General features: G+C 72.7%; 15 protein-coding genes. 7 read left to right on the top strand and 8 right to left on the bottom strand.

The genetic code is table 11. The features are described 5' to 3' along the window. Positions 1-12: 12 nt before the first annotated feature. The 4 genes from ACH4SI_RS13650 to ACH4SI_RS13635 all read left to right on the top strand — a co-directional run bounded on the left by ACH4SI_RS13650 (position 13) and on the right by ACH4SI_RS13635 (position 2,805). Positions 13-579, top strand: coding sequence for a hypothetical protein (locus tag ACH4SI_RS13650; protein WP_398295878.1), 567 nt, complete (start codon positions 13-15; stop codon positions 577-579). A 266-nt stretch (positions 580-845) separates the two neighbouring features. Next, entirely contained in the window at positions 846-1,097 is a 252-nt protein-coding gene (locus tag ACH4SI_RS13645; RefSeq protein ID WP_398295877.1) for a hypothetical protein, read from the top strand. 12 nt (positions 1,098-1,109) lie between these two features. Next, a complete protein-coding gene (locus ACH4SI_RS13640) occupies positions 1,110-2,264 on the top strand; it encodes an SPFH domain-containing protein (RefSeq protein WP_398295876.1) in 1,155 nt (384 codons plus the stop codon). A gap of 109 nt (positions 2,265-2,373) precedes the next feature. After that, complete coding sequence (locus ACH4SI_RS13635; RefSeq protein ID WP_398295875.1) at positions 2,374-2,805, top strand: NUDIX hydrolase; 432 nt, start codon at positions 2,374-2,376, stop codon at positions 2,803-2,805. Here the strand turns inward: ACH4SI_RS13635 and ACH4SI_RS13630 are convergent. After that, positions 2,802-3,704, bottom strand: a complete 903-nt coding sequence (locus tag ACH4SI_RS13630) for a LysR family transcriptional regulator (RefSeq protein WP_398295874.1) — start codon at positions 3,702-3,704, stop codon at positions 2,802-2,804. The genes ACH4SI_RS13635 and ACH4SI_RS13630 overlap by 4 nt on opposite strands. An 85-nt stretch (positions 3,705-3,789) precedes the next feature. On the opposite strand from ACH4SI_RS13630, the gene ACH4SI_RS13625 reads away from it, so the two are divergent. After that, positions 3,790-4,644 (top strand): PhzF family phenazine biosynthesis isomerase, encoded by an 855-nt coding sequence (locus tag ACH4SI_RS13625; RefSeq protein WP_398295873.1) that lies wholly within the window; start codon positions 3,790-3,792, stop codon positions 4,642-4,644. Next, positions 4,641-5,672 carry an NAD(P)-dependent alcohol dehydrogenase gene (locus ACH4SI_RS13620; protein ID WP_398295872.1) on the top strand — a complete coding sequence of 344 codons (1,032 nt, stop codon included), beginning with the start codon at positions 4,641-4,643 and terminating at the stop codon, positions 5,670-5,672. The genes ACH4SI_RS13625 and ACH4SI_RS13620 overlap by 4 nt, the downstream gene beginning before the upstream one ends. A 97-nt stretch (positions 5,673-5,769) precedes the next feature. Here the strand turns inward: ACH4SI_RS13620 and ACH4SI_RS13615 are convergent, their stop codons facing one another. The 7 genes from ACH4SI_RS13615 to ACH4SI_RS13585 all read right to left on the bottom strand — a co-directional run bounded on the left by ACH4SI_RS13615 (position 5,770) and on the right by ACH4SI_RS13585 (position 16,209). After that, entirely contained in the window at positions 5,770-6,513 is a 744-nt protein-coding gene (locus tag ACH4SI_RS13615; RefSeq protein ID WP_398295871.1) for a hypothetical protein, read from the bottom strand. Between the two features lie 12 nt (positions 6,514-6,525). Continuing rightward, positions 6,526-7,614, bottom strand: coding sequence for an ABC transporter ATP-binding protein (locus tag ACH4SI_RS13610; protein WP_398295870.1), 1,089 nt, complete (start codon positions 7,612-7,614; stop codon positions 6,526-6,528). Then, positions 7,611-8,465, bottom strand: coding sequence for an ABC transporter permease (locus ACH4SI_RS13605; RefSeq protein ID WP_398295869.1), 855 nt, complete (start codon positions 8,463-8,465; stop codon positions 7,611-7,613). Before ACH4SI_RS13605 ends, ACH4SI_RS13610 begins: the two co-directional genes overlap by 4 nt. Further along, complete coding sequence (gene modA / locus ACH4SI_RS13600) at positions 8,462-9,250, bottom strand: molybdate ABC transporter substrate-binding protein (protein WP_398295868.1); 789 nt, start codon at positions 9,248-9,250, stop codon at positions 8,462-8,464. The genes ACH4SI_RS13605 and modA overlap by 4 nt, the downstream gene beginning before the upstream one ends. An 88-nt stretch (positions 9,251-9,338) precedes the next feature. Beyond that, positions 9,339-9,731, bottom strand: coding sequence for a molybdopterin-binding protein (locus ACH4SI_RS13595; protein WP_398295867.1), 393 nt, complete (start codon positions 9,729-9,731; stop codon positions 9,339-9,341). A gap of 108 nt (positions 9,732-9,839) precedes the next feature. Continuing rightward, positions 9,840-13,961, bottom strand: coding sequence for a molybdopterin-dependent oxidoreductase (locus tag ACH4SI_RS13590; protein WP_398296059.1), 4,122 nt, complete (start codon positions 13,959-13,961; stop codon positions 9,840-9,842). A gap of 220 nt (positions 13,962-14,181) precedes the next feature. Then, the gene (locus ACH4SI_RS13585; protein ID WP_398295866.1) at positions 14,182-16,209 is read right to left on the bottom strand and encodes a TerD family protein; all 2,028 of its coding nucleotides are present in this window, start codon (positions 16,207-16,209) and stop codon (positions 14,182-14,184) included. Positions 16,210-16,652: 443 nt separating this feature from the next. Here ACH4SI_RS13585 and ACH4SI_RS13580 point away from each other — a divergent pair, with 443 nt between their 5' ends. After that, positions 16,653-18,377 carry a cellulose binding domain-containing protein gene (locus ACH4SI_RS13580; protein WP_398295865.1) on the top strand — a complete coding sequence of 575 codons (1,725 nt, stop codon included), beginning with the start codon at positions 16,653-16,655 and terminating at the stop codon, positions 18,375-18,377. The last annotated feature ends 8 nt before the right edge of the window (positions 18,378-18,385 follow it).

The following is an 18,385-nucleotide window of genomic DNA, read 5'->3' as shown; positions in this document are numbered from 1 at the left end:
ATACTGCCGGGCGTGGAGCAGCGCATAGGTCAGATCACCCCGCCCGTACCCGCCGCCGGGACTGATCCGGGGCACATCCCCGGCCTGACGCCCCCGCGCCCGGAGGAGACCGAGGAGGTGACCGCAGGAACGAAGACGGCCACGGAAGAGGCGCCGGAGGCCGCGGAAGCGCCGGAAGCCCTGGAAACTCCGGAAGCGGAAGCGGAAGCCGAAGCCGCGGAAGCCCCGGACGAGGCCGCCGACGAGGCCGAGGAAGAGGCGGCGGCGGAAGCCGAGGACGAGCCCGAGGACGGGCCGGTCTTCGAGGTCTCCGACCGGCGCGGCTCGATCACCGCCGGGCGCTCCGGCGTCGCCTTCCAGCTGGACGGCGAGAAGGCCGAGTTCTCCTGGGACGAGATCGGCGCGGTGGAGATCGACACCCCCCGCTTCGGCCGCCGCTTCAGCGTCACCGTCTACACGACCGCCCACCGCTGGTACGCCGCCGACGTGGAGGCTTCGGCCCGCGGCGCCCTCAAGGAGTGGACGGCGAAGCTGGACGAGGTCCTGGACACGTACTTCGAGGACACCGCGGAGAAGTAGCCGACCACGTCAGCTCACGGCACGCGCCAGCCGAACTGGTGGGCGCCCGCGCCCTCGCCCTCGCCCCTGAAGGTGACCGCGTTCCGCGATATCCCGTGTCCCGTCACCGTCCTTGACGGCCCCGACAGCGTAGAACGTCCGTACACCGTCGCGATTCGGACCCGGAACGGTAAGGGCCGCGTAATGGCCGTGCTTCCCCGTATCCGGTGTCACAGGGGAGGGCTAAGGTTCGAATTCAGTGCACATGACGAGGGGGATGCCGTCACATGGCGCGGGATGAGTCCGTGATCGGTTGTACCGGAGTGCTGGTGATCGGCACCCGGGGGGCCGCCGGTCCGGGCGAGGTCCTGGTGCGCGTACGGGGCGGCTCGGAGACCTTCCTCGCCTGGTCCTCCGACCCCCTGCCGCAGGGGGCGTCCGTGCTGGTCATCGACTCCCGGGGTACCCGGCAGGTCGATGTCATGGAGTGGGCCGACCCATTGAACGCGTCGGCCGACTCGGCCGGCGGCGCAGCTTGAGGGAGACGAGCGATGTTCGGATACCGCGTGCCCGCGCCTGACCAGGCGATGCTGATTTCCGGAGGCAGGCGTGGCCAAGGGGGCGCGCCGTTCCGGGTGGTGACCGGCCACGGCAAGTTCGTGCTGCCCGTCTTCCGGAAGGTGCGTTTCCTGACGCTGGCGATGTGCGAGGCGGAGGTCGCCGAGACGTGCGTCAGCCGGCAGGGCATCGTGCTGACCGTCCGCTCGGTGATCGCCTTCAAGGTCGGCAACGACACCGAGTCGATCGTCAACGCCGGACAGCGCTTCCTCTCCGACCAGGAGCAGATGTCCGTCCTCACCGGCCGCATCTTCGCGGGTCATCTGCGGGCGATCATCGGCTCGATGACCGTCGAGGAGATCATCACCGAGCGGCAGAAGCTGGCCACCGAGGTGCTGGACACCTCCAAGGCCGAGATGGCGAAGATCGGCCTGATCGTGGACTCGCTGCAGATCCAGTCCATCGACGACGGCGACGCCGGCTACATCGACGCGATGTCCGCCCCGCACAAGGCCGCCATCCAGCGCCAGGCCCAGATCGCCCAGGCGCAGGCCACCCAGGCGTCGGCCGAGGCGGAGCAGGAGGCGGCCCGCAACCAGGCCGAATACGCCCGGCAGACCGCCATCGTGCAGGCCCAGTACAACGCCGAGGTGGACCGCGCCCAGGCCCAGGCCGCCCAGGCCGGGCCGCTGGCGCAGGCCCACGCCCAGCGGGAAGTGCTCGCCGCGCAGACCGAGCTGGCGCAGCGGGCGGCCGATCTGCGGCAGCAGGAGCTGGTGGCCGAGATCGTGAAGCCGGCGGAGGCCGAGGCCGAGCGGATCCGGGTGCTGGCGACGGCCGAGGCGGAGCGGATGAAGATCCAGGCCGAGGCGGCGGCCTCGCACGGCCGGGTCGCGCTGGACCGCATGCTCATCGACCAGCTGCCGCAGATCGTCAAGGAGGCTTCGTCGGGTCTGTCCGGCGCCAACGTCAACGTCCTCAACGGCGCGGACGGACTCGGCGAGATCGCGGCCGGGCTGGTGGGCCAGGGGCTGACCATCCTGGACTCGGTACGGAACAACCTGGGCGACGGGGAGACGCCGTCCCCGCGTGCGGGGAGCGGACGGAACGGGGCCCGGCCGGACGACGGCGCGGTCGACATCCGCTGACGACGGGAGCCGGCCGGCGCACGGCGCCCTCCGCGTCAGTGCGCCCTTTGCCGGTACGGGACTTGGGCTACCGTGAGGGCCGCGAAGCCAGTCGAGAGGGCCGAGGAACGTGACCGTGGACCGCCCGCACACAGTGAATGTCGCCGGCGTCATCGTCGACGAGCGGGGCCGGGCGCTGCTGATCAAGCGCCGGGACAGCAGCACCTGGGAGCCGCCGGGCGGGACGCTGGACCCGGACGAGACGATCCCCGATGCCCTGCGGAGCGAACTGCTGGCGGAGACCGGCGTCAAGATCGCGCTTCCGGCGGCCCTCACCGGCGTCTACAAGGACATGAACGGCCTGGGCGTCTGCCTCGTCTTCCGCTGCCGGGCGCTGGACGGCACCCCCGCCACCGGGCCCCGCACCCGGGCCTGGCGCTGGGCCACCCGTGCGGAGGTGCCCGACCTGGCGAGCGAGGCGTACGCGGCCCGCGTCCTGGACGCGCTCGACACCGCCGCCCCGCCCGCCGTCCGCGCCCATGACGGCGTGCGGCTGCTCTAGGGGGTGTCCGCCGGGAGGAGGCGGGCCAGTTCGGTGGCGACGGCCTGGGCGGCGGGGCTGGTCCAGCGGCGGCGGGCGTGGGTCAGCTGGACCGGGACCGGGGGGATTTCGGGGCCGTGGACCTCGGCCAGCGTGCCCTCGGCCAGCTGGCGTACGACCGTGGCCCGCGGGAGCAGGGTGAGGCCGAGACCGGCGGCGACGCAGGAGCGGGCGGCCTCGATGCTGCCGAAGCGGGTGAGGCGGGGCGGTGGGCCGGGGAGGGCGCGGAGGGTACGCACCAGGTGGTCGCTGTACGAGCAGCCCTCCTCGTGGACGAAGAAGCTCTGCCGGCCCAGCTCGGCCCAGCCCACGGTGCGGTCCGCGCACGGGTGGCCGGGGGCGGCGAGATAGACGAGGGGTTCGCGGGCGAGGGGGCGGGCGGAGAGGTCGGCGTGGTCGACCCGCTGCTCCAGCAGGAGCGCGAGGTCGAGGCGGCCCGCGCGCAGCCCCTCGACGGCGGCGGCGCTGCCCACGGGGTGGAGGTTGAGCTCGATGCCGGGGTGGCTGCGGGCGAGGGAGGCGATCACGCGGGGCAGCCGGGAGGCGCACAGGGACTCGCCCGCGCCGAGGGCGACCTGCCCCTCCGGGGTGCCGTGGGCCCCGGCGACGCCCGCAGCGGCCGCGCGCAGCCGGGCCTCGGCGTCGAGGACGTCCTCGGCGTCGGTGAGCAGCCGCCGCCCGGCGCTGGTGGGGACGGCGCCGGTGGGCAGCCGGTCGAACAGGCGGGTGCCCAGCTCCCGTTCCAGGGTGCGGACCTGGACGGTGACCGTGGACTGGGCGAGATGCAGCTCGGCGGCGGTGGCGGTGAAGCTCCCGGTCCTGGCCAGGGCCGCGAACGTCCGCAGGAGTCTGGTGTCCATCATGAAGAGGCTATCGGGTTTTTCGATCGCGTCCAGCGAAAGGAATCGTTGGACGCGATGGCATCCCGGTGGAAGCCTGGACGGCATGACCGACGTACTGCGTTACTCCGCCTTCACCACCGACCCTGAAGGCGGCAACCCCGCCGGTGTGGTCCTCGACGCCGGGTCGCTCGACGACGCGGCCATGACGGCCATCGCCGCCCGGGTCGGGTACTCCGAGACCGCGTTCCTCACCGCACACGACGAGCCCCGGCGCCGCTATCGGATGCGGTTCTTCAGCCCGCGCGCCGAGGTCCCCTTCTGCGGCCACGCCACCGTCGCCACCGCCGTCGCCCTGGCCGAGCGGGACGGCCCCGGCGAGCTGGTCTTCGACACGGCGGCGGGCGAGGTCCGGGTGGCGACGACCGTGGACGGCGGGGTGCCGAGCGCCACCCTCACCTCCGTGCCCACCCGGACGCGTCCCGCCGACGAGGCCACGGAGCTGGCGCCCGCGCTGGCGGCGCTGGGCTGGTCCCCGGACGACCTCGATCCGGCCCTCCCCCCGCATGTGGCGTTCGGGGGCAACGACCACCTCGTCCTCGCCGCCGCCACCCGTGCCCGCCTGGGCGACCTCGCGTACGACTTCGACGCGCTGGAGGAACTGATGCGGGAGCGCGGCTGGACCACCGTGCATCTGGTGCACCGACCCGACCCGGACCGGCTCGACTTCGACGCCCGTGACCCGTTCCCGGTCGGCGGGGTCGTGGAGGACGCGGCCACCGGCGCCGCGGCCGCCGCCTTCGGCGGGTATCTGCGCACGCTGGGCCTGATCGAGAAGCCGGAACGGGTCCGGATCCGGCAGGGCGAGGACATGGGACGGCCCAGCGAACTCCTCGTGGACATCGACCCCGACGACACCAGCGTCCGCGTCAGCGGCCAGGCGGTGCGGATCCCCGCATGACGACGCGCATCACGCGGACGACGCGTCACTTCGAACTGCCCCGCTTCACCGGCGTGGACGCCCTCCGCCCCGCGACGCGCGAAGTGCCCGCCCCCGGGCCGCGCGAAGTGCTGGTCCGGATGCGCGCCTGGTCGCTCAACTACCGCGACCTGATGATCGCTTCGGACACCTACGGCCGCGCGCTGACCCCCGGCCTGGTGCCGCTGTCCGACGGCGCGGGCGAGGTGGTCGACGCGGGGCCCGAGGTCACGCGGTGGTCCGCCGGGGACCGAGTGGTGGGCATCTTCATGCCGCGCTGGGTCTCCGGCCCGGCCACCGCGGACCGGACCGCGGGCGCGCTCGGCGGCCCGTCCGACGGCGTGCTCGCCCAGTACGTCCTCTTCGACCAGGACGCCCTCGTCGCCGCCCCCGCCCACCTGGACTTCGCCGAGGCCGCGACCCTCCCCTGCGCCGCCGTGACCGCCTGGCACGCGGTGGTGACGGCGGGCGGGGCCGCTCCCGGACAGAGCGTGCTGACGCTGGGCAGCGGCGGTGTCTCGCTCTTCGCCCTGCAATTCGCCGCGCTGAGCGGCGCCCATGTCATCGCCACCTCCAGCAGCGAGGAGAAGCTGGCGCGGCTGCGCGCGCTCGGCGCGGCCGACGGGATCGACTACGTCGCGACGCCCGCGTGGGGACAGTCGGTGTACGAGGCGACCGGCGGGGGCGTGGACCACGTGGTGGAGGTCGGCGGCGCGGGCACCCTGCCCCAGTCCCTCACCGCCGTCCGCACCGGCGGGCGGATCAGCATCATCGGGGTGCTGGCCGACGGCGACGGGGTCGATCCCATGGCGGTGGTGCGCAAGGGGGTCACGTTGCAGGGGATGTTCGTCGGCAGCCGTGACATGTTCGAGGAGATGAACCGGGCGATCGAGCGGCACCGGCTGCGCCCGGTGATCGACCGCGCCTTCCCCTTCGCGGACGCACCCGCCGCGTACCGCCACTTCGCGGGGCGGGGGCACTTCGGGAAGGTGGTCATCACCGATACGTGATCTCAGTCGTCCCAGAGGAAGTACGTACCGCCACCGTCGTCCTTCGCGATCGGCTCCAGCGGGGCGCCGGAGAACAGCCACACCGGCTCGTGATTGCCTAGGTGACGGCGTGGATCTTCCGTAGCAGGCGGTCCAGCAGATGGGCCCGGTCGGCGCCGGACGGGCGGCAGTTCTCCAGGCGGCGGACGACGCTTGGCCGCACATGATCGGGGCCGACGACGTCGACGACCTTGTCGAGGGCGCGGATTCCCCAGTACTGGCCGAAGGGGAGCGGTTCCTCGGTGACGGCGTACGCCAAGGTGTCCAGCGTGGCATCGTCCGGTACGGCGTACAGGCGGGCGTAGGCCGCGAGCCGCAGGCCGCCGTCCGATGACGTGAGCCAGTCGTCGAGTGCGGGGTTCGCGAGGCGCTGGGTGGTGCGTACCAGGCGGGCGAAGATGCCGTTCATGCGCTGCGTACGGGCCGATCCGTGGCGCATCGAGGCGCGCACCGACAGGTATTCGGCGGCCAGCCTGCGGACCTCCTCCAGGACCTCCGGGCCGTCGGTCTCCCCCGCGCCCTCGCCGCCGACGAGCGCGGCGTCGGCCATGCGCTCGGCCGCCTCGATGCGCTGCTCGACGTCCCGGAACTCGACCCTGAGCCCGCCGGGCAGTTCGATGCTGGTGAAGAGTTCGCGCAGCCAGGGGACGACGGCGATGACCAGCAGCGCGACCGTGACGTTGTCAATCTTCAGGTCCGGCGCGACGAGATGGGCGATGGCCACCCCGAGGGCCAGCAGACTCACCACCGTCGCGATGACATGCCGCCGCCACATCGGACTTCGCTCTCCCCGTTCGCTCACGGGGGCATCTTCTCAGGCCGGATAGGCGTGCGTCTGGGCGGCCTTGAGGGTGGCCCAGACCTCGCGCCCCGGGTGGAGGCCGAGTTCGGCGACGGCGGCGGTGGTGAGGTCGGCGAGGAGCGGCAGTTCGCCGGTGAGGGCGACGCGGATCTGGTCGCCGTGCGACTCCAGGCCGGTGACCTCGGCGCGCCAGGCGTTGCGCGCGCTGGAGGCGGGGCGGTCGCGGTGGAGGGTGACGGCGGCGGGCGGGAAGGCGACGAAGGCCGGTCCTGTGAGGTCGTCGGCGGTGGTGATGGCCGTACCGCTGTCGAGCCTCACGGTGTGGCCCTCGGCGCGCCCCTGGTACAGGTTGAGGCCGACGAGGCTCGCGATGTAGTCGGTACGAGGACGGCGGGACACCTCGGACGGGGTGCCGTCCTGGACGACGCGCCCGTCCTCGACGACGACGAGCCGGTCGGCGAGCACCATCGCGTCCAGCGGGTCATGGGTGACCAGGACGGCCACCGCCTCGAACTCGGCGAGGTGGCGGCGGAGTCCGGCGCGTATGTCGAGCCGGGTGCGGGCGTCCAGCGCGGCCAGCGGCTCGTCCAGCAGCAGCAGCCGGGGGCGTACGGCCAGGGCGCGGGCGAGGGCGACGCGCTGGGCCTGGCCGCCGGACAGCCGGCGCGGCTTGGCGCCCGCGTGGCCGTCCAGCCCCATCCGGGCCAGGATGCCGGCGGCCTGGGCGCGGGCCTCGGCCTTGGGGACGCCGTGGCAGCGGGGGCCGAAGGCCACGTTGTCGAGGGCGGTGAGGTGCGGGAAGAGCAGATAGTCCTGGAAGACGACGCCGACCGGGCGGGCCTCGGGCGGGATCCGCAGCCGCCGCGCCGGTTCCTCCAGCACCCGCTCGTCCAGGCGCAGTTCGCCCGCCGTGAGCGGGGTGAGCCCGGCCAGGGCGCGCAGCGCGGTGGTCTTGCCCGCGCCGTTGGGGCCGAGCAGGGCGACCACCTCGCCGGGGGCGGCGGTCAGCCGCAGATCGAGCCGGAAGTCGCCGCGGTCCACGACGAGATGGGCGTCGAGGCCGTCGGTGTGCGTATGCCTGGCGGGGGTGCGGGTGGTCATGCGGAGGACCCCATCCAGCGGTCGCGCAGCCCGGCGAGGACCGCGACGGATACGGCGAGCAGCACCAGGCTCAGCGCGATGGCGGCGTCCGGGTCGCTCTGGAGCGCGAGGTAGACGGACAGCGGCATGGTCTGGGTACGGCCGGGGAAGTTGCCAGCGAAGGTGATGGTGGCGCCGAACTCCCCCAGGGCGCGCGCCCACGCGAGCACCGCACCGGCCGCCACCCCCGGGGCGATCATCGGCAGGGTGACGCGCCGGAAGGCGGTGAAGCGGGAGGCGCCGAGGGTGGTGGCGGCCTCCTCGTACCGCGCGTCGGCGGCCCGTAGCGTGCCCTCGATGCTGATCACGAGGAACGGCATCGCCACGAACGCCTCCGCCACCACCACGCCCGCCGTGGTGAACGGCAGGGTGATGCCGAAGGCGGAGTCCAGCCACTGGCCCACGATCCCGTTGCGGCCCAGCGCGAGCAGCAGCGCCACACCGCCCACCACCGGCGGCAGCACCAGCGGCAGGGTCACCAGGGCGCGCACCACACCGCGGCCGGGGAAGCGGGCCCGGGCCAGCAGCCAGGCCAGCGGCACGCCCAGCACCAACGCGACGGCGGTGGCGGCGGTCGCGGTGATCAGGGAGAGCCGCAGCGCCTGCCACACCTCGACGCTGGTCAGCTGCTCCGGCAGCGACCGCCAGGGCGCCCGGATCAGCAACGCGGCCAGCGGCAGGACGAGGAAGGCGAACCCGGCGACGGCGGGCAGCAGCAGCGGCAGCGGGACGCCGGACCGGGTCCGCCGTTGCCGCCCCCGTCGGGGTTCACCTTCCAGGACCTCGGTGTCCTGCGGGGCGGAGATGGTCACGGCTTGAGGAAGCCCGCCTTGTTCAGCACCTTCTGGCCCTGCGGGGACTTCACGAGGTCGATGAAGGCGGAGGCGGCCCCGGCGTTCGGCGCGTGCTTCAGCAGGGCGATCGGGTAGTCGTTGATGGCCTTCTTCGACTCCGGGAACTCCACGCCCTCGACCTTGCCGCCCGCGGCCTTCACATCGGTCTTGTAGACCACGGAGGCGTCGACCTCCTTCAGCTCCACCTTGGTGAGCGCGCCCTTGACGTCCTGCTCGTAGCTGGCCGGGGTGAGCTTCAGATGCTCATTGTCCAGCACCTTCTGCGCGGCGGAGCCGCACGGCACCTCCTTGGCGCACAGTGCGACCTTCAGCCCGCCCTTGGTGAGGTCCTTGAAGTTGGTGATCTTCTTCGGGTTGCCGGGGAGGGTCGCGATCTCCAGCTGGTTGCGGACGAAGGTCGACGGGGTGCCCTTGGCGTCGCCCGCGTCGGTGACCGTCTTCATGGTCTTCGGGCTGGCGGCGGCGAAGACGTCGGCGGGGGCGCCGGAGGTGATGCTGGCGGCGAGGGCGTCGCTGCCACCGAAGTTGAACGTCACCTTGGCGCCGGGGTGTGCCTTCTCGAAGGTCTTCTTCAGCTCGGTGAAGCTCTCCTTGAGCGAGGCGGCGGCGAAGACCGTGACCGTGCCGGACACCTTCTTCGAGGACGATCCACTCTCCCCGTCCGACTTCTCGGCGGAGTCGGAGGAGCCGCCTCCGGAGCAGGCGCCGAGCGCCAGCACGGCCACGGTGAGGCCGCCCGCCATGCGCAGGGTGCGGGTTCGGCGAGTTCGGCGGGTTACGGAACGGGGCGTCACAGGTCTCTCCCTCGTCGGCGTGTGCGGCGGGGCGCGCTCACGGTTTCTCCACGACCACGTTGGTCGACTTGATCACCGCCACCGCGGGGACGCCCGGCTCGAGACCCAGCTCCTCCGCGGATTCCCGGCTGATCATGGACACCACCCGGAACGGCCCCGCCTGGATCTCCACCTGCGCGGACACATCGCCGAGGATCACCTCGGTGACGATGCCCGCGAACCGGTTGCGGGCCGAGGAGACTCCGCCGCCCTCCCGGTCCGCGCCGCGGCTCAGCTCCCGGGCGAACGCGGCGAGCGCCGGGCCCGGGATGATCCGGCGGCCCTGTTCGTCGCGCTCGGCGGTGAGCCGTCCGCCGTCGACCCAGCGGCGCAGGGTATCGGCGCTGACGCCCATCAGGGCCGCCGCCTCTCCGATCCGGTACGTGTGCATCCACCCATGATACGAGCGCGTTTGCGAGGACCTGCTCATCCATTGGATTGCATCGGCCCAACGATCGGGCAACGAACCCTGGCAGATGCGTTTCAGACTCCTGGTGCCTCAGTACACGTCGCGGGCGTAGCGCTTGTCGGCGGCGAGCTGCTTGACGTACAGCTCGGCCGCGTCCTCGTCGAGCCCGCCGTGGGCGACGGCGATGTCACGCAGCGCCCGGTCGACGTCCTTGGCCATCCGGGTGGCGTCCCCGCAGACGTAGAAGTGGGCGCCGTCCTGGAGCCAGGACCACAGCCGGGCGCCGTGTTCGCGCATCCGGTCCTGGACGTACACCTTGGCCCGCTGGTCGCGGGAGAAGGCGGTGTCGAGCCGGGTGAGCGTGCCGTGGCGGCGCAGCTGGTCGAGTTCGTCCTCGTAGTAGTAGTCGGTGGCGCGGCGCTGTTCGCCGAAGAACAGCCAGTTGGGGGCGGTCGCGCCGCGCGCCCGGCGCTCCTCCAGGAAGCCGACGAACGGGGCGACGCCGGTGCCGGGGCCGACCATCACCATCGGTGTCGTGGGGTCGGCCGGGGGCCGGAAGGCCGGGGCGCGCTGGACGAAGACGGGCACGGGGCGGTCGGTGTCGGCGTCCGCGAGATGGGTGGAGGCGACGCCCTTGCGGAGCATCCCGCCGCGGCTCTCGAAGCGCACCACGGAGACGGTCAGCCGCACCTCGTGGGGGTGGGCGAGGGGGCTGGAGGATATGGAGTACAGCCGGGGCTGGAGCCGTTTGAGGACGTCGGCCCACTCCTGGGCGGAGGCGCGCACCGGGTTTTCGGCGAGGACGTCCACGGCCTGGCGGCCCCAGGTCCACTGGGCCAGACCGTCCTTGTTGTCCGGGCGCATCAGCCGCTTGAGGTCGTGGCAGTGGGTGCGGTCGAGGACGAAGCGCAGCAGGTCCGGGGTGATCTTCGCGATCTCCAGATGGCGCCGGAGGGCGTCGCCGAGCGGCATCGGGACCAGGTCCGTGCCGGGCACGGCCTGGACGGCCACCTCGGCGGCCGGGTCGAGGCCGGTGACGGCGAGCCACTCGGCGACCAGGTCGGGGCAGTTCTCGGGCCAGACGCCGAGGGCGTCCCCAGCCTCGTAGGCGAGCGCGCCGTCGCCGGTGTCGAACGCGAACTGCCGCACCTCCTTGGCCGCGCCGGGCAGGCTCAGCAGCCGGTTGCCGGTGAGGCGGGTGGTGAAGGGCTCGGCCTTGGTGGGGCGGCCGGGGGCCTTCGGGCGCGGATCCTTCGGCGCCGGGGCTTTCGGGGCCCGGTTCGTCGGCGCCGGGGCCTCGGGCGCCGCGGTGCCCAGGGCGTCGAGGACGGCGTCCAGCCAGGCGCGGGCGGGCTCGTCGTAGTCGGGTTCGCAGTCGGTGCGCGGGGCGAGGCGTACGGCGCCCAGCTCGTCGAGGCGTTCGTCCAGGCGGCGGCCGTGGCCGCAGAAGTCGTCGTACGTGGAGTCCCCGAGGGCGAGGACGGAGTAGCGGGTGCCGTCCAGGCGGGGCGCGTCGGCGGCGGCCAGGGACTCCCAGAAGCCGGAGCCGTTGTCGGGGGCGTCGCCGTCGCCGAAGGTGCTGGTGATGACGAGGAGGTCGGCGGGGCGGGGCAGGGTGGCGACGGCGAGGCCGTCCATCTCCAGCAGCCTGGCCTCGCGTCCGGTCTCGGCGAGGCGGCGGGCGGTGGCACCGGCGACGTCCTCGGCGTTGCCGGTCTGGGAGGCCCACAGGACGACCACCTCGCGCCCCTGACCCGCGGTGTCCGGGGCCGCCGCCGGGGCGGGGGCGGTGGCGCGCGAGAACGCCCCGGCCAGGACGCCGTTGACCCACAGGGCGTGCTCGGGCGAGAAGGGCGCGTCCGGGGGCAGGACGGGGACGGCGGTGGTGGCCTGGGCGCTCGGGTTCGGCACCGCACCGTGCAGCCCGGAGAGGAAGCCGCGCAGATACTGGCGCTCGGGCTCGGTGAGGACCGGCGGGGTCAGATCGCCGAGGCCGAACGTCCCGGCGAGCCCGTCGGCGTCCGAGGCACTGGGGGTTTCCGAGGCCGGCGGCGCCGACGCGACCTTCGCCAGCGACACCGCGCACACCTTGAACTCCGGCTGGAAGGACACCGGGTCGACCGCGTCGCTGGTGACCGCGTTGACGCTGAGGTATTCGCCGAACAGGTCGTTCCAGTGGAACGGCGCGAAGCAGTTACCCGGCCGCACCCGGTCGGTCACCACCGCGGGCAGCACCGCGCGCCCGCGCCGCGAGGCCACCTCCACCGCGTCGCCCTCGCCGACGCCCAGCCGCTCCGCGTCCCGCGGATGCAGCTCGACGAAGGGCCCCGGGTTGAGCTTGTTCAGCTTGGCGACCTTGCCGGTCTTGGTGAGCGTGTGCCACTGGTGCTGGAGCCGCCCCGTGTTCAGGACATACGGGAAGTCGTCGTCCGGCAGCTCGGCGGCGTCCATGTGCGGGCGGGCGTGGAAGACGGCGCGGCCGCTCGGCGTGGGGAACACCAGCCGGGGCCGGGTGCCGTCCTCCCGGACGGCGAGGGTCTGGCTGACGCCGTCGTTGAGGTAGCGGACCGGGTTGCGGTCGTCGCCGTCGCCGGGCGCCGCCGGCCACTGCACCGGGGTCTCGCGCAGCCGCCCGTACGTCACCCCGCGCAGGTCATAGCCGGTCCGCGGGTTCGAGGCGCGCTTGATCTCCTCGAAGATCTCCTCCGCGCTCTCGTAGCCGAAGGCGTCCCCGTACCCCATCTCGCAGGCGATGCGGGCGATGATCCGCCAGTCCGGCAGCGCCTCGCCTGGCGGGTCGACCGCCTGCCGGGCGAGGGTGAGACTCCGCTCGGAGTTGATCATCACGCCGTCGGCCTCGGCCCACATGGCGGCGGGCAGCACCACGTCCGCGTACGCGTTCGTCTCCGTCTCGGCGAACGCGTCCTGGGTGACGACGAACTCGGCCGCCTCCAGCCCCTCGATCACCGTCCGGCGGTTGGCGACGGAGGCGACGGGGTTGGTGCAGACGATCCAGCACGCCTTGATCTCGCCGTCCGCCATGCGCCGGAACATCTCGACGGTGCCCTTGCCCGACCCGTCCGCCCGCAGCGTGCCGGGCTCGATCCCCCACAGCTCCTCGGTGAACGCCCGGTCCTCCGCATCGAGCACCGACCGCTGCCCGGGCAGCCCCGGCCCCATGTACCCCATCTCCCGGCCGCCCATGGCGTTGGGCTGGCCGGTGAGCGAGAAGGGCCCGCTGCCGGGGCGGCAGATCGCGCCGGTGGCCAGGTGCAGGTTGACCAGGGCGTTGGTGTTCCAGGTGCCGTGCGTGGACTGGTTGAGCCCCATCGTCCAGCAGCTCATCCACTCCCCGGCCTCCCCGATCCACCGCGCGGCTTGACGGATGTCGGCCTCCGGGATGCCGGTGATCTCCGCGACCCGCGCGGGCGGGTAGTCGTCCAGGAAGGCGGGCATGGTGTCCCAGCCCTCGGTGTGCTCCTCGATGAACTCCTGATCGGTGTACCCACCCTCGACCAGCAGCCGCAGCAGCCCGTTGAGCAGCGCCAGATCCGTACCCGGCTTGATCTGCAGAAACAGATCCGCCTTGGCGGCGGTCGCGGTGCGCCGCGGATCGACCACGATCAGCTTCGCGCCCGCCTTCACCCGGTCCATGAGCCGCAGGTACAGGATCGGATGGCAGTCGGCCATGTTGGAGCCGATGACGAGGAACGCGTCGGCGTGCTCGAAGTCCTCGTACGAACCGGGCGGCCCGTCCGCCCCCAGCGACAGCTTGTAGCCGCTGCCCGCGCTCGCCATGCACAGCCGTGAGTTGGACTCGATCTGGTTGGTGCCGATGAACCCCTTGGCCAGCTTGTTGGCCAGGTACTGCGCCTCCAGTGTCATCTGCCCGGACACGTAGAAGGCGAGCGCGTCCGGCCCGTGCTCGTCGAGGATCGCCCGCAGCCGCCGCGCGGTCGCCGTGATCGCCTCGTCCACCGGGGCCGCCGCGAGCTCCGCCCCCCGGTCGTCCCGCGACAGCGCCGTCTCCAGCCGCCCGGGCGCGGCCAGCATCTCCGCGCTGGTGGCGCCCTTGGTGCACAGCCGCCCGGCGTTGGCGGGATGCGCCTTGTCGCCGGATGCCTTCAGCGCCGTCCGGCGCCCCTCGGCGTCCCGCCCGACCTCGAGCACGATCCCGCACCCGACCCCGCAGTACGAGCACACGGTCCGCACCGATCCCGCCGCCCCCGCGGCAGGGTCGGTACGTGCCGGCTCCGCCGACCGAGCCGATGCCGTCACGACTGCCCCTCTCCCGCTCGCGGTGGGCCTCTCCCACTGCAGCACACCGTAAAAACTCCCGGTTGCGAGCGCGTCACAGCCGCCGATCGCGGGCGATTACGTCCCCTGCACAATCCCCTTCCTGCGCCTGTGAGCTTTGCCTTCTCCCGGGGCGCTACTCGGCGGCCCGGCGGGCCGGGCGGCGCTCCAGTTGAGCGACGACCCCGGCGTGGAAGCGGTCCACGGCGTCGTCGACGCTGCGGATGAAGCCCGACTCGGCATTGCCACGGGTGCTGCCCATGCTCTTGAAGAGGGACAGCCGGAAGCCGGTGATCCGGTCGCCGTCCTTGGGGAGGAGATCGCCCGGCTCGGGGCGCAGCCGCTCCAGCGTGCCGCGCGGACCGCCGTTCTGCCCCTCGACGAGGGTCTCGATGTGGAGGTCGGCCGGGGCCTCGGCCAGCTGGCGCACCAGGCGCTTGACCCAGGTCAGGGGGTAGCCCTGGCCGGGCGCCGGGATCTCGAGGGAGGTGCGCAGCTTGCCGGTGCGCAGGTCGGCGACGATCCCGAGGATCCCGGTGGTGCCCTCGATGCGCAGCTCGGCGTGGAGGCGGCCGTCCTGGCAGAACTGGTCGGCGAGGGCGGCGCGGCGGGAGCGCTGGTCCGTGCCGCGCTTGGCACGCTGGACGGGCAGCGTCCGCTGGCCCAGCTCGCCACCGAGCCGCAGACACACCTGCCGGATCAGCCGTTCCCAGCTCTCGACCACATCGATGGCGCGCTGGTCGCCCTGGCACAGGGTCTCGTCGTCGATGCCGTTGCGCACCGGCACCCAGGCCGGGCCCATGTTCTGGAAGCCGTGGCAGCCGGAGTTCTCGTGCTGCAGATAGTGCAGCAGTTCCTGGAGAAGCCAGGCGTGGGCGGGGTTGCCGACGCCCTCGTGCCGGATGAGCATCTGGGCGTGATGGGTCACCTCGGCCCAGGACAGATGCCACAGCGCGACCTTGTGCTTGCGCCGCCCGTCGATCTTGATGTCGACCAGCGGGCTGCCTTCCAGGGCGACATCGTTGGACAGGGTGATCACGGCCTCGTAGCCGCGCCGTGCCGCGATGTCCATGTAGTCCTGTACCTGCTCGGGCTTGAGCGGATTGCCGTTGGTCTTGGTCTCGACCAGGGCGGTCCAGAGCTTGCCGGCCCGCTCCACCCGGATCACGCCGTCGGGACGCTTGGGGGCGTTGCCCCCGTGCGGCAGCGAGACCTCCGTGAAGGTCTCCATACGGCCCGCCGGCGCACCGAACGCGGCGGTGAGCCGACGCCCGAACTCCGGCACCTGGGCGATCACCGACAGCAGCACGGACGTGGCGCGCATCTCGCGTTCGCGGTCGCTCTTGAGCGAGGAGACCGGGAAGAGCCGGGCCCGCCGCCAGGAGTCGTTCTCGGCCAGCGACTTCTTGGCGACCTTCGGGAGCGTGACCTTCTTCTTCGCCGTACGGGGGCGCCGGGGCGCCGCCGGTGCCGCCTCCGCCACCGGGCCCGCCGCCTGGGCGGGGACGGTCGGCGGCGCCGCGGGCGACGGCTCCTGCTCGACCGCGACGGTCTCCGCCGCCTCCGGTTCCTGCCCGGCGCCCTCGTCGTCGGTGTCGTCCTGGGCGTCGTCCTGGGCGTCATCGTCGATGTCGATGCCGAAGTCCGTCGCCAACCCGGCCAGCCCGGACTCGTATCCCTGGCCGACGGCCCGGAACTTCCACTCCTCGCCGCGCCGGTACAGCTCCCCGAAGATGAACGCGGTCTCCACGCCCGCGTCCTCGATGGTGAACCCCAGCAGGGTCTCCCCGGCCCGGTCGGCGAGCGTCATCCGGAGGTCCGCGAGGTCGCCGAAGCGGGCGCCGCCGTACCGGCTGGCCGCCACGACGATGCGGTCGACGTCGGCCGGGGCGGCGGTCAGATCGAGGCTGATGCGGTCCTCGCTGCCGTCGGCCGTCGGCGTCTTGCCGAGCAGTTGCACACTGCCGTCGGCCGCGGCCGGATTGTTGTAGAAGTAGAAGTCCGCGTCGCTGCGCACCTTGCCGCCCGCGTCGAGCAGCAGGACGGAGACGTCCGCGTCTCCCTCACCGGTGGCGGTGGACCAGCCCAGGCTCAGAATCACGGAGCCGGTGTCCTCGCTCAGCGCGGCGAGTCCGACGTTGCCGCCCTTGATCATCTCGTGCATAGGTTCCCCCCTATGTGCACAGCCGCTTCGGAACGTCCCCCCGCGGCTACCCGTGTCGCGATGCGTGATGGCTACATCCGCATGAGTGGTGAACCTTAACGCCCGAACCACGCGTTTCGCGACGCGATGGGGCGATTGCACCCCGGGATCATCGGCGGAATACGCGCCTGATGGCGCGTCAGGGATGACTTCTGACGCTGCGTCATAGCTATTTCTGACACAACGTCACTCATCGGTTCGGGACCCTTGGCCACAACTCCTTCGCCACTCCTCTATCGTCTCTTGTCAGTCGACTCACGGACGTGAAAGGCTCGGCCCACCCGTGAAGGGGATCCCCAACTCCGAGCCAGATCTGTGCTGTTGGCTGCCCACCCCCGCGGCCCCATGTGAGAGGCTTGCCCCCCGGCGGGGCGCCACTGTTCGTGAGTGAGGAATGTGCCTCCATGCCCGACCACTCGGCATCCCGGGACGGCGCGTTCGCGCCACCCGGCCAACCGTCCGTCTCCCCAGCGGACACCGACGCCGTCTCCCCGACGGACCTGCTCAACCTCTATTGGGACGCGGTAGCCGACTACGCGGACCTGTGCACCACCACCCCTGAAGACGGCATGCGGCTGGCCACCGAGGCGTTCCGGCGCGGCATCCGGGCCGCGCGCAACCGGCGGGCCCGCTCGTGGGGGCCGCGGCTGCCGTGGCTTCCGCTGCTCCTGACGTCCGTACGCAAGACCGCAGCCGACTGGCACACCCACCGGGACGGCGACCGGCTCGACCCGGAGCTGCGGGTCTGGCTCTCCTCCACGGGTGTCGCCCGCTACGCCGTCCCGCCCCGCGAACAGCCGCTCGCCCTGCGCGGACTGCGCGACCTGGGGGAACGTGACGGGGCGCTGCTGTGGGAAGTCGAGGTGGAGTCACTGCCGGTCGAGGCGGTCGCCTGGCAGCTGGGCGGCGACATCGAGTACGCCGCCGAGGAGATAGCCCGGGTCCGGTACGCCTTCCGGCAGCGCTGCCAGCGCAACCATCTGGACACCCTCGCGCATGAGGAGTGCCGCAGCTACGCCAAGCTGCTGGACGCGGCCACCCGTTCGCCCGATGCGCACTCCCCCGCGGACCTGTGGCAGCACCTCGCCCGCTGCCGCAACTGCCGCGAGGCCGCCGCCTGCCTGTACCTGCACGGTGGCGGGCTGCCCAACGCGCTGGCCGGTGGGGTGCTCGGCTGGGGCGGATCGGGCTATGTGGCGCGGCGGCGAAGAGCCGCCGAGCGGACCCCGGGCGCCACCTCCCCGTCGCACGCACCGGCCTCGCACGCCGTCCACATCCCGTTACGGGACCGGGTCCTGGACAAGGTCGGCGGACCGCTGATGATGGCGCCGCGCCTGCTGCGCCAGAGACTCGGCCCGACCGGGCGCCGGAGAGCCGCGCACAGCGTGCGCAGAGCCCGTACGGCGACGGTCGCGCTGGCGGTGGTGGCCGTCGTGGCGCTGGCCATGATGGTGGCGTTAACGCGAACCGCCGCGGTGTCCGGCGGCGGAAACGGGGAGCAGGCCCACGTCACCCGCGACACCACCGCCCCCGGCGCCCCCTCGGACACCACACCGGCGGGCACCGGGACACCCGGCCACCCGGGCGATTCCGCCGAGCCCTCCTCCTCCCGCAGCGGCGACGGCGTGGGCGGCAAGCCCGGGAAGGACGACCCGGAGGGCGAGGACCGCAAGGGGGACGAGGGAGGCGAGGGGGACAAGGGCGAGAAGGACGGGAAGCGCACCTCGCCGCCGCCCGCCTCACCCTCCGGCTCGCAGGACTCCGGCGAGGGCCACCGGCCCCCCGGCGACTCCCCCCGGAAACCCCCGGGCGAGCAGCCCGGCTGCACGGCCCGCTACAACGTTGTCACCGAATGGCCCGACGGCTTCAAGGCCGAGGTCACGCTGACCTCCCGCAGTGCGCTCGACACCTGGCGGGTCTCCTGGGACTTCCCCGGATCCCAGCGCGTCACCCAGATGTGGAACGGCCAATTCACCCAGCAGGGTTCCACGGTGACCACCACTCCGGCCGACTACAACCACAAGGTCGACGCGGGCAAGCCCTTCTCCGTGGGCTTCCTCGGCACCTGGAACGGCCAGAACTCCCCGCCCCGCGCCTTCAGCCTCAACGGTGAGCGCTGCTCGGCCTGAGCGCCTGA

It is taken from the genome of Streptomyces sp. NPDC021212, assembly GCF_044332925.1.
Lineage (GTDB): Bacteria > Actinomycetota > Actinomycetes > Streptomycetales > Streptomycetaceae > Streptomyces.
The sequence above is the reverse complement of the archived record's forward strand: the minus strand, read 5'-3'. Positions and strand labels throughout refer to the sequence as shown.

Coding starts and splice junctions, on each gene's coding strand:
- ACH4SI_RS13645 (WP_398295877.1), top strand. CDS start 846: ATGGCGCGGGATGAGTCCGTGATCGGTTGTACCGGAGTGCTGGTGATC.
- ACH4SI_RS13640 (WP_398295876.1), top strand. CDS start 1,110: ATGTTCGGATACCGCGTGCCCGCGCCTGACCAGGCGATGCTGATTTCC.
- ACH4SI_RS13630 (WP_398295874.1), bottom strand. CDS start 3,704: ATGGACACCAGACTCCTGCGGACGTTCGCGGCCCTGGCCAGGACCGGG.
- ACH4SI_RS13625 (WP_398295873.1), top strand. CDS start 3,790: ATGACCGACGTACTGCGTTACTCCGCCTTCACCACCGACCCTGAAGGC.
- ACH4SI_RS13620 (WP_398295872.1), top strand. CDS start 4,641: ATGACGACGCGCATCACGCGGACGACGCGTCACTTCGAACTGCCCCGC.
- ACH4SI_RS13610 (WP_398295870.1), bottom strand. CDS start 7,614: ATGACCACCCGCACCCCCGCCAGGCATACGCACACCGACGGCCTCGAC.
- modA (WP_398295868.1), bottom strand. CDS start 9,250: ATGGCGGGCGGCCTCACCGTGGCCGTGCTGGCGCTCGGCGCCTGCTCC.
- ACH4SI_RS13595 (WP_398295867.1), bottom strand. CDS start 9,731: ATGCACACGTACCGGATCGGAGAGGCGGCGGCCCTGATGGGCGTCAGC.
- ACH4SI_RS13585 (WP_398295866.1), bottom strand. CDS start 16,209: ATGCACGAGATGATCAAGGGCGGCAACGTCGGACTCGCCGCGCTGAGC.
- ACH4SI_RS13580 (WP_398295865.1), top strand. CDS start 16,653: ATGCCCGACCACTCGGCATCCCGGGACGGCGCGTTCGCGCCACCCGGC.